The 11,465-nt window shown below is 74.7% G+C and carries 10 protein-coding genes; 5 read left to right on the forward strand and 5 right to left on the reverse strand.

Translation table 11 applies throughout. The features are described from left to right. Positions 1–42: 42 nt before the first annotated feature. The 3 genes from ACZ58X_RS06660 to ACZ58X_RS06670 all read right to left on the reverse strand — a co-directional run bounded on the left by ACZ58X_RS06660 (position 43) and on the right by ACZ58X_RS06670 (position 3,880). Positions 43–2,229 carry a hypothetical protein gene (locus tag ACZ58X_RS06660; RefSeq protein ID WP_470332582.1) on the reverse strand — a complete coding sequence of 729 codons (2,187 nt, stop codon included), beginning with the start codon at positions 2,227–2,229 and terminating at the stop codon, positions 43–45. After that, on the reverse strand, positions 2,226–3,071 hold the full coding sequence (locus tag ACZ58X_RS06665) for a hypothetical protein (RefSeq protein WP_470332583.1): 846 nt from the start codon (positions 3,069–3,071) through the stop codon (positions 2,226–2,228). The genes ACZ58X_RS06660 and ACZ58X_RS06665 overlap by 4 nt, the downstream gene beginning before the upstream one ends. An 89-nt stretch (positions 3,072–3,160) precedes the next feature. Next, positions 3,161–3,880: a Crp/Fnr family transcriptional regulator gene (locus ACZ58X_RS06670; protein ID WP_470332584.1), complete on the reverse strand. Its 720-nt coding sequence runs from the start codon at positions 3,878–3,880 to the stop codon at positions 3,161–3,163. A 244-nt stretch (positions 3,881–4,124) separates the two neighbouring features. On the opposite strand from ACZ58X_RS06670, the gene ACZ58X_RS06675 reads away from it, so the two are divergent. The 4 genes from ACZ58X_RS06675 to ACZ58X_RS06690 all read left to right on the forward strand — a co-directional run bounded on the left by ACZ58X_RS06675 (position 4,125) and on the right by ACZ58X_RS06690 (position 7,623). Next, on the forward strand, positions 4,125–4,799 hold the full coding sequence (locus ACZ58X_RS06675) for a DUF4097 family beta strand repeat-containing protein (protein ID WP_470332585.1): 675 nt from the start codon (positions 4,125–4,127) through the stop codon (positions 4,797–4,799). 145 nt (positions 4,800–4,944) lie between these two features. Continuing rightward, positions 4,945–6,132 carry a sensor histidine kinase gene (locus tag ACZ58X_RS06680; protein ID WP_470332586.1) on the forward strand — a complete coding sequence of 396 codons (1,188 nt, stop codon included), beginning with the start codon at positions 4,945–4,947 and terminating at the stop codon, positions 6,130–6,132. Further along, positions 6,129–6,809, forward strand: coding sequence for a response regulator (locus ACZ58X_RS06685; protein WP_470332587.1), 681 nt, complete (start codon positions 6,129–6,131; stop codon positions 6,807–6,809). The genes ACZ58X_RS06680 and ACZ58X_RS06685 overlap by 4 nt, the downstream gene beginning before the upstream one ends. A 139-nt stretch (positions 6,810–6,948) precedes the next feature. Further along, positions 6,949–7,623, forward strand: coding sequence for a hypothetical protein (locus ACZ58X_RS06690; RefSeq protein ID WP_470332588.1), 675 nt, complete (start codon positions 6,949–6,951; stop codon positions 7,621–7,623). Between the two features lie 23 nt (positions 7,624–7,646). Here the strand turns inward: ACZ58X_RS06690 and ACZ58X_RS06695 are convergent, their stop codons facing one another. Both ACZ58X_RS06695 and ACZ58X_RS06700 read right to left on the reverse strand, forming a co-directional pair. Then, complete coding sequence (locus ACZ58X_RS06695; RefSeq protein WP_470332589.1) at positions 7,647–9,443, reverse strand: vWA domain-containing protein; 1,797 nt, start codon at positions 9,441–9,443, stop codon at positions 7,647–7,649. Beyond that, positions 9,440–10,504, reverse strand: coding sequence for an ATP-binding protein (locus tag ACZ58X_RS06700; protein WP_470332590.1), 1,065 nt, complete (start codon positions 10,502–10,504; stop codon positions 9,440–9,442). Before ACZ58X_RS06700 ends, ACZ58X_RS06695 begins: the two co-directional genes overlap by 4 nt. 112 nt (positions 10,505–10,616) lie before the next feature. Between ACZ58X_RS06700 and ACZ58X_RS06705 the strand changes: the two genes are divergently transcribed. Then, the gene (locus ACZ58X_RS06705) at positions 10,617–11,357 is read left to right on the forward strand and encodes an SIR2 family NAD-dependent protein deacylase (protein WP_470332591.1); all 741 of its coding nucleotides are present in this window, start codon (positions 10,617–10,619) and stop codon (positions 11,355–11,357) included. Positions 11,358–11,465 lie beyond the last annotated feature (108 nt).

An 11,465-nucleotide genomic window follows, 5' to 3' on the forward strand; every position in this document is an offset into this window, starting at 1 on the left:
GCGCGGGTGCTCCAGGATCGGGACGGATCGGACGGTGCTGGTTCAGCTGCCGGGCAGCGCCGCGGTCGCCGGGCCGCCGGCGCGTACGGTGCGGACCAGGTGGTCGAGCCGCTGGCGGTCGCGCTCGGTGACGGCCAGGTCGTCGAAGAGTTCGGTGAGCCGGGCGGTGGTCCCGGGCTGGTCGGCGGCGCCGATCAGCCAGCCGCGCAGCACGTCCAGGGCGGCATCCCGGTAGTGCGGGTCCTCCAGGGCCGTGCGCCACAGGGCGACCAGCAGCGCCCGGACCGGGGCGGGCTCCTCGGGTGCGGGCAGCACGGTGACGCTGCGCACGCCCCCCGGCTCGGGGTGCGGGCTCCGGGCGTACCAGTCGAGCAGCAGCGGCCGGCCCACGACGGTGTCCTCGGTGCGCCGTGCGGCGGTCAGGAAGGCGGCCAGGGCCAGCTGCCGCAGGGCGGCCGGGCCGGAGAGCCAGCGGACCAGGGTGCGCAGGGTCAGCTCGGCCTCGGCGGAGAGCAGCATCAGCTCGGCCGCTTCGAGCAGCCCGAGCGCCTGGTGGCGGTCGGGCTGCTCCGACGGCCGCGCACCGGGCCGGAGCCCGGCGGCCAGCTGGTCGAGCTCGCCGGCGGTCAGCCGCTCGGCGGCCAGGGCGAAGGCCTCCAGGGCCTGGGCGGGCAGCAGCGGGCCGAGCAGGGCGTAGCAGCGGATCGCCGTCCAGCGGCGGCGGGCGTTGTCGTCGCCGGCCCAGCCGCGCAGGATGCGCGGGACGGCGGCGGTGCCCGCGTGGTAGGCGAGGGCGAGGCTGTTGGCGGCCTGGAGGCAGAGCCGGAAGTCCTTGGCGCCGGACCAGGGGCCGAGCAGCCCGCTCATGGTCGCGGAGAGGTCGACGGAGGCCAGCAGGGCGGTGGTGGAGGCCACCCGGGTGCGGACCAGGGCGCGGGAGTCGGTGGCCAGGGCGTTCAGCCAGCCGGTGATCGCGGGGCGGGCGGAGGGGTGGCTCGTCCAGACCTCGCGCAGCAGGGTGGGGGAGGTGCGGGGGTCCAGGAAGGAGGCCATCCGTTGGGGGACCGCGCCCCAGGGGGTCTGCTCGGTCTCCTCGGTGAGCTCGGCGCGGGCGAGGGCCATGCGGTCCTCGATCGAGCTGCCGAACGGCGGGATGCCGTCCGGGCGGCCGGGGGTGCGGATGGTCTCCAGGCGGCGGAACAGCTTGTCGGCGCACTCGGCGGCGAGGGTGTAGGGGGCGTGGTCGAAGACGGCCAGGGAGATCAGGAAGGCCTTGTCGTGGAGGGGGAGTTTGTCGTCCCCGAACCAGCGGCCGACCTTCTCCTGGACGGCGCCCCGACCGAAGTCGGCGAGGTCGGAGGGCCTGCCGGTCCGCGGAGAGTAGGCGGCCAACCTGACGGCGAATTCGGCGATCTCCCGGATCGGCGGGTACTTGGCCAGGAACCCCTCGACGGGGTCCAGGGCGAGCAGCTGCTCGAAGGGGACGCCGTCGTCCCGCAGGGCCCGCAGATGGGCGCCGAGTACGAGCTCCGGGTCGGGCGGTGACCAGCCGACCGTGGGGAGTTCGCGGATCGGGTGGGAGTGGGTGGTGGTGATGACCAGGTATCCGTCCTGCTTGGCGAGGGTCTCGCGCAGGCGGTCGAGGTCGGATCGGAGCAGCGGGCGGGTGCGGGAGGCCGTGTAGTCGGTGAGCACGTACCCCTCGGCCCGTTCGACGCCGTTGAGCAGTGCGGTGGGGGCGACGTCCGGGTCCAGGTTCCGGATCCGTTCGCTGCCCAGCTGCCGCAGCAGCATCAGCGCGGCGGAGCGACGGCCGGTGTCCGCCCGGCCGGTGAGGATCAGGACCCGTTGCTCGCGGAGGTGTACGAGGGCCTGGTCGAAGGTCGGTCCGGGGCGGAAGACCTGGGCCAGGGCGGTGAGTTCATCGGTCGGGACCAGCCCGGAGGCGTGCAGGGCGGTCCCGCCGACCTGGTAGATCGTGGTCTTGTGGCCGGTGACGACGTCGCCGTGGACCTGGCCGCCGGAGACGGTGTGCCGGTCGCCGCCGATGAGGTCGCCGCCGAAGCCGGGGTTGCCGCCGGCGAAGAGGTAGGTGCGGCCGGCGAAGGAGTCCGGGACGTGCTCCAGCAGCTCCCGGGCGGCCTCGAAGGCGTTCTGGGGTTCCTCGGGCGGGGCTTCCTGGAGGCCGTCCTCCTGCTCCGCGGCCTCTGCCTCGGGGGTGGGGGTCATCGGTCGCCGCCGACGGTGTTGCCGGTGTTGACGTCGCCGTGGACCTGGCCGCCGGAGACGACGTGCTGGTCGCCGCCGATCAGGTTGCCGCCGAAGGTCGGGGTGCCGCCGAGGAACTGGAAGGTGGCGGCGCCCTGGGGAGCGGCAGCGGCGGCCGGGGCCGGGGCGGCCGCCGGTACCGGGGCCGGGTCCTGGGTGGCGGACGGGGCACCCGCGGGGGCCGGGTCCGGGGTGCCGGGGGCGGGTTCGCCGTGCAGCCAGGCCGGGAACTCGCCCTCCTTGCCGTGGACGGTGACCCGGTGGAACGCCTCCGGGGCCAGGCCGCCGTGGCCGTGCCGGACGACGCCCTGGTAGAGCGCGTCGGACACGGCGAGGGCGCAGGGCCCGTCGCGGTGCCGGAGGGCCTCCCGGAGCGGGGTCGAGTCGAGCAGTCGGAAGGCCTGGTTGAGGTCCCAGCCGACGGCGCCGCCGAGGGCGCCGCCGAGTTCCTGGACGGCGACCTCGCCGGAGGCGAGCACGATCCGCAGCCGTACCCGGGCGCCGGCGGCGGCGAGGCGGTTGTTGGCGTGCAGCAGGGTGGGGGTCTCGTTGATCAGCGCGTGCAGCAGTCCGGTCTTGGGGACGGTGGCGCTGATCAGGGCCATCACCGAGTCGCCGCGGTCCTCCAGGCGCTGTTCGGCGGGTTCGACCCCGGCGCTGCGCAGCGTCTCGTGCAGGACGGAGTAGAGCATGCGGCGCATGAAGGCCTGCTCGACGTCGTCCCGTCGGCCGAACTGCTCGATGTCCAGCAGCAGGATGGTGTGGTTCACCGGGTCGGTCATGGTCGCCTCTCGATTCGTCATCGGCCTCAGCGTGCCCGTGCCGGGCCGGTCGGCGTGAGCGCTGTTGAGGTACTCGCTCTGTGACGGTGTGCACAGAACCTGTGCGCGGGTCAGCGGAGTTGGCCGGGCCTCCGGAGCAGGTCGGGGCGCGCGATGACCAGGGAGCGGCGGCTGGTGACGACGATGCCGCGCTCCCGCAGGGACTTGAGCAGGCGGGCGACGGCCTCGCGGGAGGCGCCGACGGAGCCGGCGAGTTCCTGTTGGCTGAGCGGGACGGAGACGACGATGCCCTCGGCGGTGCGGCGGCCGTGGGTGCGGGCGAGTTCCAGCAGGAGGTCGGCGAGGCGTTCGCTGACGCTGAGCGAGGCGAACTTGAGCCGGTGGTGGTCGGCGGCGCGCAGCCGGTCGGTGGAGAGGGCCAGCAGCTGCATCGAGGCGGCGGGGGTGTCGCGCAGGTAGGCGGTGAAGGCGGCGCGGTCGACGGCGGTGGCCGAGACCTGCTCCAGCGCGGTGACGGTGGCGGCCCGGGGCCGGCCGCTGAGCGCGGCGGACTCGCCGACGATGTCGCCCGGTCCGCGCAGGGCGAGCAGGGCCTCGTAGCCGTTGTCGGCGAGGGCGGTCACCTTGAGCCAGCCGTGTCGGACGAGCAGGACGTGGTCGGAGGGTTCGCCCTCGCGCAGCGCGGTGGAGCGGGCGGGGTAGTCGAGCCGGTGGCCGAGGGCGAGCAGCGCGGTGCGGTCGGCGTGGTCGAGCCGGGCCAGGAAGGGCACGCGGTCGTCCAGGCCGTGCCCGGTCGCGGGACCTGGTCCGCCGGGCGGGGTGTTGGCCATTGCCTGATCAGCCCTCGTCGGTTTCGCCTTGGCGCGGTCGGGCTCCGGAACGCCGAGCGCGGGCAAACAAGCTACCGGCGGAGCGGCCGCGGCGCCGGTGAATCCGCGAAATCCCCGGCTCGCCCGCGCCCCTCCCCCGCAGGGGGGAGGGGTGGGAACCGCTCCGGGGAGGGAGGTGCCGAGGGGGCCGGCCGAGGGAGGGTTCTCGGTGTCGGGACGACGGGGCTTGCGAAGGGGGCCGGACATGAAGCGGGTGCTGGGCGCGGTGGCGATCACGGCGGCGGTGGTGCTGGGGATGCAGGGGTGCCTGCCGTTCCTGGAGTCGGACGAGCACCGGACGGTGACGTACGGGGTGGCCGAGCCGGTCAAGGAGCTGGTGGTCGAGGGGGAGAACGGCGGGGTCGTGGTGACCGGCACCGGTGACTCGGTGCACGTCGTCGAGAAGCAGAGCTACCGGGGGTCCGCGCCGAGGAGCACCCACGAGGTGAAGGACGGTGTGCTGCGGCTGGGGTACTCCTGCGAGTCCTGCGGGGTCGGGTACGAGGTGCGGGTGCCGGCCGGCACCAAGGTGCGGATCAAGGAGGAGAACGGCGGGGTGCGGCTGACGGGGCTGTCCGCCGAGGTGGAGGCCGCGGTGGAGAACGGCGGGGTCGAGGCCACCGGGCTGACCTCGCCGACGGCGCACCTGAGCGCGACCAACGGCGGGGTGCGGGCCGACTTCGCGTCGGCGCCGTCGGCGCTGGAGGCCCGGGTCGGCAACGGCGGGGTGCGGCTGCGGGTGCCGTCCGGGGAGGCGTACGTGGTGGACGCGCAGGCGCAGTCGGGCGGGGCGGACGTCGGCGTCCCCTCGCGGCCGGGCGCGGCGCACAGCATCACGGCGCGGGCGGAGACCGGCGGTGTGACGGTCAGCGGTGTCTGACCGGGCGGCGCCCGGCCGGCCGGTGGCGTCCGACCAGGCAGGGTCCGACCCGGTGGTGCCCGGCCGGGCGGTGCCGGTGGTTCTGCCGGTAGGGCATGATCTCCTCCGCGGGGACGGTGTCCCCGGGTACGGGGGAGGTACGACGGTGGAGCGCGCGGCGCGTTGGCGGAACCGGACGTCCGGGCTGAGCCCGTACGTGCTGGACACCTTCCTGGCGGCCTGTTCGGCGGCGGTGTCGATCTGGTCGGTCTACAACGACGACACCGACTGGCCCTGGTGGGTGTACCTGCTGGCGGTGTCCACCGCGCTGTTCCTGCCCTGGCGGCGCAAGGCCTCGCTGCTGGTCCTGATCGTGGGTGCCGCGCCCTCGCTGGCGCTGTCGGTGGTGGCGCACTCGGCGAACCCGCAGGTGCCGCTGTACGCGGTGATCGGGATGTACACGGTCGCGGAGCGCTTCCCGGACCGGCAGCGCTGGTCGGTGCTGGCGGTGGTGGTGGTCGCCAATGTGATCGGCACCCATTCGCCGAACGGTGCGCTGTTCAGCGCGTTGACCTCGGGCGGGTCCTTCGTCTTCGGCGCCCTGGTGCGCACCCAGCGGGAGCTGGCCCGGATGCAGGCCGAGCGGGCGCGGGAGGCGGGGGTGCGGGCGGCCAGCGAGGCGGCCCGGGCGGTCGCCGAGGAGCGGGCCCGGATCGCCCGGGAGATGCACGACATCCTGGCGCACGCGGTGTCGTTGATGGTCATCCAGGCCGAGGCCGGGCCGCTGGTGGTGCGTGACAACCCGGACCGGGCGATCCGCGCCTTCGACACCATCGCCGACGCGGGCCGCGACGCGATGGTGCAACTGCGGCGGGTGCTCGGCGTGTTGAAGGACCCGGAGGCGGAGCGGGAGCTGGCGCCGCAGCCCCGGCTGGCCGAACTCGCCGACGTGGCCGAGCGGGTGCGCGGGGCGGGCCTGCGGGTGGACCTCGAACTCGCGGACGGGCTGGGCGGGTTGCCCGCCGACGTGGAGGCGGCCGCGTACCGGATCGTGCAGGAGGCGCTGACCAACACGGTCAAGCACTCCGGGGCGGACCGGGTGGCGATCCGGGTGGGGCGGGCCGACGGGGTGCTGGAGGTGGTGGTCTCCGACAACGGTCGCGGGGTGCCGCTGGCCGCCGACCGTACCGTGGCCGGCTGGTCCGGCGGGCGCGGGCTGGTCGGCATCCGCGAGCGGGCCGCGGCCTGCGGCGGCCGGGCCGAGGCCGGTCCGGGGCCGGAGGGCAGGGGTTTCCTGGTGAGTGTCCGGCTGCCGCTGGGGCCGGCGGGCGTGGTGGAGAGGGTGGGCGGATGACGCCGATACGGGTGGTGGTCGCGGACGACCAGGAGTTGGTGCGGGCGGGGTTCGGGATGATCCTGGACGCCCAGCCGGACATCGAGGTGGTCGCCGAGGCCTGCGACGGGGCCGAGGCGGTCGAGGCGGTGCGCGCGCACAACCCGGACGTGCTGCTGCTGGACGTCCGGATGCCGGTGATGGACGGCCTGGAGGCGGCCCGCCGGGTGTGCGAGGAGTTCCCGGCCACCAAGGTGATCATGCTGACCACCTTCGACATCGACGACTACGTCTTCGACGCGCTGTACGCGGGTGCCAGCGGCTTCCTGTTGAAGGACGTCCGCCGGGACGACCTGGCGCACGGGGTGCGGATGGTGGCCTCGGGCGAGGCGCTGCTCGCGCCCTCGGTGACCAAGCGGCTGATCGGTGAGTTCGCGGCCCGCCGCCCGGGCGGCCGGGAGCGGGCGGTGCGGCCGCCGTCCAGGCTGCTGGAGCAGCTGACCCTGCGCGAGCAGGAGACGCTGCGGCTGATCGCGCGCGGGCTGTCCAACGCGGAGATCGCGGCCGAGCTGGTGGTCAGCGAGCACACCGTGAAGACCCACGTCAGCAATGTGCTGAGCAAGCTCGGCCTGCGCGACCGGGTGCACGCGGTGGTGTTCGCGTACGAGGCCGGGGCGGTGGTGGCGGGGGAGTCCTGAGGGCCTCCCCCGTGCGGGGGAGGGGCCGGGTTCGCCGGTGCGGGCGATCCGCGACGAGGGGTCCGAACGGGAGGCTCTGGGGTGTCGGAACGGGACAGGCCACGGACTCGGGGCCACGGACACCGCAGGAGATCGTCAGATGAACACCACCCGGAACCTCCAGAACACCCGGAACACCCGGAACACGCAGAGCACGCGGAACAGCCGGAAGGCCCGGACCACCCGCCTGACCGCCTACGCCGCCGTCGGCGCCCCCGCCCTGATGGCCCTGTACGGCGGCATCCGCCTGGTGCCCGGCTCCCGCGAACCGGGCCTCGGCTGGACGCTCGGCCACACCGCGATGTTCGCCGGACTGCTGCTGTTCGCCCCGGTCTTCCTCGCACTGCGCCGGCTGCTCGCCCCGCGCGGCACCACCGCCGGGCGGCTGGCCGCGAACGCCGCGCTGGGGACGGCGTTCGCGGGCCTGGCGGCCTCGCTGGCGCAGATCGGGATCGACCTGTGCGTCGGCCTGGCCGCGGCGGACAAGGCCGAGCAGTCGCGGCTGTTCGACCGGGTGCAGTCCGTCCCCGGGGTGCTCCCGGCCGTCTACCAGGTCGGCCCGCTGCTGTTCTACGTCGGCCTGCTGGCCCTGCTGGTCGCCGCCTCGGTGGGCGCGGCCCGGACGCTGCGCTGGTGGAGCCCGGTGCTGGTGCTGGTCGGCACCGTCGCCTCGGCGGCCGACCTGGCCTTCATCCCGCTGGCCGCCGCCTGCTACCTGGTGGCGCTGTCCCCGCTGGTGCGGACCGCCGCCGCCCCTGCCCTGGCGCTGGCCTGACCGCCCGCCGGCTCATCGGCTCATCAGCTCATCCGGAAGACCGGTCCGCGCGGGGTGAACGGCAGCCCGGCTCCGCGCGGGACGAGGAAGGCGTGCTCCCGGCGCAGCCGCAGCACGTCGCACATGCCGTCGGTGATCACCAGGACCGGCGCCCCGGGCGGGAAGTCCTCGGCCCGCTCCAACAGGTCGATGCCCGGCTGGAGGACGGTGCCGCCGCGCCCGTGCACCCGCAGCCGCCCGGCGATCTCCTCGACCGGGAGGTACCCGGCGTCGTGCGGGGCGGCGTCGCAGTGCACCACCCGGGCGGCCGGGACGTCCCGGGCGGCGGCGTAGGAGGCGATCGCGCCGAGCGCCTTGCCGAGCAGCGTCCGGTCCATCGAGCCGGAGGTGTCCAGGACCACCCCGAAGGTGCAGCGCGGCACCTCCTCCTCGGGGTGGTAGCGGCCGGCCCGGGGGATGTCCGGGGTGGCGGACTGTCGGCGGGCCGGGCGGGAGTAGCTGCGCACCGGCTCCGGGCGCGGCACGAACTCGTCGAACCAGCGGGCCAGTTGCGCGTCCCAGGGGAGCGGCGGGTGGGCGAGCGCGCGGATCTCCTCGACCAGCCCGGCCGGGAGCAGCCCGCGTTCGCGGCCGTGCAGCTCGAAGCCCTGCTGGAGGCCGCGCCGGTAGAAGTCGTCCAGGTCGACGTAGTCCCGCGGCGCTCCCAGCGGCTCGCCGAGGATGTCCGGGCGGTTCTTCCCGGCGAGGGTGGCGAGCCGGCGGATCCGGCGCTGGTCGCGGGCGATCCGGTCGTACACCTCCTCGGCCGACAGGCCCTTCAACTGCGGGTCGTGCAGCAGCCCGTCGGGCATCTCGCCGACGTTCATCTCCAGCAGCCAGCCGTTGATGACGTAGTCGGCGGCGACGTTGAACAGGAACGGGTCCCGCCCGCCGCGGCGCTCGCCGTGCCGCAGGGCGGCGTGCAGGATCTCGTGGCCGAGGATGAACCGCCACTCCTCGTCGGAGTGGTGGCGCAGCGGGTTGACGTAGATCTCGGCGGCCTCGGCGTTGACGGCCGCGACGGCGATGCCGTGCGCCCGGGCGAGTTCGGCGTCGGCGACGACGGTGAGGCCGGCCGCGATGCCGCCGAGCAGCGGGTACGAGGAGACGAACCAGTTGAGCGCCCGGTTCCAGGGCCGCTCGGGCAGGCGCTCGCCGGTCTCGGCGTCGATCCGGCCGCCGGCCCGGTCCATCGCGGCGGACATGGTGCGGGTGAGGGCGGCCGCGAAGGCCGTCGGCCAGTCCTCGCGGGCCCGCCCGTGCCCGCGCCACTCGACCAGCAGCTGGTCGCACTCGGCGGTGCCGGCCGTCCCGGCGGTGGCGGGCACGGGCAGGCCGTCGCGGCGCCAGCGCTCGGCCAGCTCCTCCTCGTCCCCGCCCGGGTACTCCTGCGGGAGGGTGACCGGGGCGCGGCCGACCGGGAAGGTGGCGAGGAAGCGGTTGACCACGGCGCAGCGGGCGGCGCGCTGGTACGGGTCGGGCTGGGTGCGGGTCCCGCGGTCGCCCGGGAGGTGGCCGAAGCCGAGGTGCAGCAGGCCGTGCGCCAGCACCCAGGCCCACTCCTCGGGTTCGGCCCGGCGGCGCGGGTTGACGTGCAGGGTGCCGTCGGAGTCGACCACCGCCCAGCCGTCGGGCGGGGCGGTGGTGCACTCCTCGGAACGGCAGACGTCGGCCCGCAGGGCGGCCAGGGCCGGGTTGCCGCGCAGCAGCCGGACGCCCTCGTCGAAGGCCTCGGCGCCCGGGTCGGGCTTCTTCGCGGCGGCCTTGGCGGACCGCTTCACCGGCGGGCCTCGACCAGCCGGGGCATGTCCCGGGCGGCCTCGATCAGGAACCAGGAGGGCAGCACCGGGTTGCCGTCCGCGCCGTCCGCGATCACCGTCTGGGCGACCTCGACCGAGATCTCGGCCAGCTGCACCAGCAGCGACTTGGCCCGGAAGGCGGTCTGCCGCTGCGCCCCGGAGGCGTGCTCCTTGCTGGCGGGCAGTTCCTTGACCAGCCGGCCGCGGAAGGCGTCGGCCAGGTAGTAGAGCAGGTCGCGGTCCTCCAGCCGGTGCGGCCAGCGGGCGTCGCCCTTGAGGATCGCCTCCAGGCCGTAGGAGTTGCGGACGATCTTCGCGTAGCCGCAGAAGGCGATCGCGTGCTGCGGGGTGAGCAGCCCGTACGCGACCACCTTGAGGGTCTCCTCGTCCAGGGTGGGGCCGAAGGAGTTCAGCGCGTCGGAGAGCATGTGCCAGGCGCGCGGGGTGGAGAACGGCTCCTCGGTCTTGGGCGGGGCGGACCACAGGTGGTCCGGCCGGTCGGTGAGGTGGTCGAGGATCCAGGGGTGGATCCCGGCGCCGGCGGCCCAGCGCAGCCAGTCCTCGGCGCTGGCCCGCAGGTGGACGTGGACCATGCGGTTGACCAGCGCGGAGGCCATCGGGCGGGCGAGTGCGCCGTCGGTGGCGCGGTTCCCGGCGCCGATCACGATGGAGCCGGGCGGCAGCTCGTAGGAGCCGATCCGGCGGTCCAGGATCAGCGAGTAGAAGGCCTTCTGGACGTCCGGCGAGGCCGCGTTGAGCTCGTCCAGGAACAGGCAGTACGGCTCGTCGCGGGCGATCTGCTCGGGCGGGCAGAACCGGGAGCGGCCCTCGGGGGTGAGCTGCGGGACGCCGATCAGGTCCTCCGGGGCGAGCTGGGTGCCGACCAGGCTCACGCACTCCAGACCGAGCGACTCGGCGAACGCCCTGACCAGGGAGGACTTCCCGATCCCGGGGGCGCCCCAGAGGAAGACCGGGCGGACGGTGGCCAGGCCGAGCAACAGCTCGGGGATCTGGGCGGGCGAGACGCTGACTGCTCCCTGCACGGGGCTCCTTCACGGCAACGGTGGGTGACCGGCCCAGTGTGCGGCGGGAGTTGGCCGGACGCATCCGGATTATCGGTGGCCGCCGTGCCCCGCCGCCCGTACCGTCCGGGGTATGAACCAGAAGCGCCCCCTGATCGCCGTGCTCACCGGCGCGGGCATCTCGACCGACTCCGGCATCCCCGACTACCGCGGCCCGCAGGGGTTGTGGCGCAAGGACCCGTCGGCCGAGGAACTGGTCACCATCGGCCCGTACCGGGACGACTCCGCGGTGCGCGAGCGGGCCTGGCGGATGCGGCTGGAGACGGCCGAGCTGGCTGCCGAGCCGAACGCCGGGCACCGCGCGCTGGTCGACCTGGAGCGCTCCGGGCTGCCGCTGCGGGTGCTCACCCAGAACATCGACGGGCTGCACCAGCGGGCCGGTCTGACCGCCCGCAAGGTGCTCGAACTGCACGGCAACGTGCGGGAGACCCAGTGCCTGAGCTGCCGGGCGGTCGGGTCGATGCCCCAGGCGCTGGCCCGGGTCGAGGCGGGGGAGCCGGACCCGGACTGCCGGGAGTGCGGCGGCATCCTCAAGCCGCGGATCGTGATGTTCGGCGAGAACCTGGACCAGGAGGTGCTCGGCCAGGCCGATTCCGTCGCCCGGGCCTGCGACGTCTTCATCGCGGTCGGCACCAGCCTCCAGGTGTTCCCGGTCGCCGGGCTGCCGTACAACGCGGTGCGCGGCGGGGCGAAGCTGATCATCGTGAACGGCGAGGAGACGCCGTACGACGCGGCCGCGGCCGAGGTGATCCGGGAGCCGATCTCCGCCGCGTTGCCGAAGCTGGTGCGCCGGCTGGTGCTGGAAGGGGCGTGAGGCCGGAAGGGGCGTGAGGCCGCTTGACGGATGCCCTTGACGGACGCCCTTTACGGACGTACCGCATGCATACGATGATCTTCCCGGCTTCCCCTCACGGCCTGGAGT

The sequence above is a fragment of the Kitasatospora sp. NPDC040550 genome (assembly GCF_055594965.1).

What these genes read in the sequence shown, in the direction of transcription:
- ACZ58X_RS06660 (WP_470332582.1), bottom strand. Translation starts at nt 2,229, where the DNA reads ATGACCCCCACCCCCGAGGCAGAGGCCGCGGAGCAGGAGGACGGCCTC.
- ACZ58X_RS06665 (WP_470332583.1), bottom strand. Translation starts at nt 3,071, where the DNA reads ATGACGAATCGAGAGGCGACCATGACCGACCCGGTGAACCACACCATC.
- ACZ58X_RS06670 (WP_470332584.1), bottom strand. Translation starts at nt 3,880, where the DNA reads ATGGCCAACACCCCGCCCGGCGGACCAGGTCCCGCGACCGGGCACGGC.
- ACZ58X_RS06675 (WP_470332585.1), top strand. Translation starts at nt 4,125, where the DNA reads ATGAAGCGGGTGCTGGGCGCGGTGGCGATCACGGCGGCGGTGGTGCTG.
- ACZ58X_RS06685 (WP_470332587.1), top strand. Translation starts at nt 6,129, where the DNA reads ATGACGCCGATACGGGTGGTGGTCGCGGACGACCAGGAGTTGGTGCGG.
- ACZ58X_RS06690 (WP_470332588.1), top strand. Translation starts at nt 6,949, where the DNA reads ATGAACACCACCCGGAACCTCCAGAACACCCGGAACACCCGGAACACG.
- ACZ58X_RS06705 (WP_470332591.1), top strand. Translation starts at nt 10,617, where the DNA reads ATGAACCAGAAGCGCCCCCTGATCGCCGTGCTCACCGGCGCGGGCATC.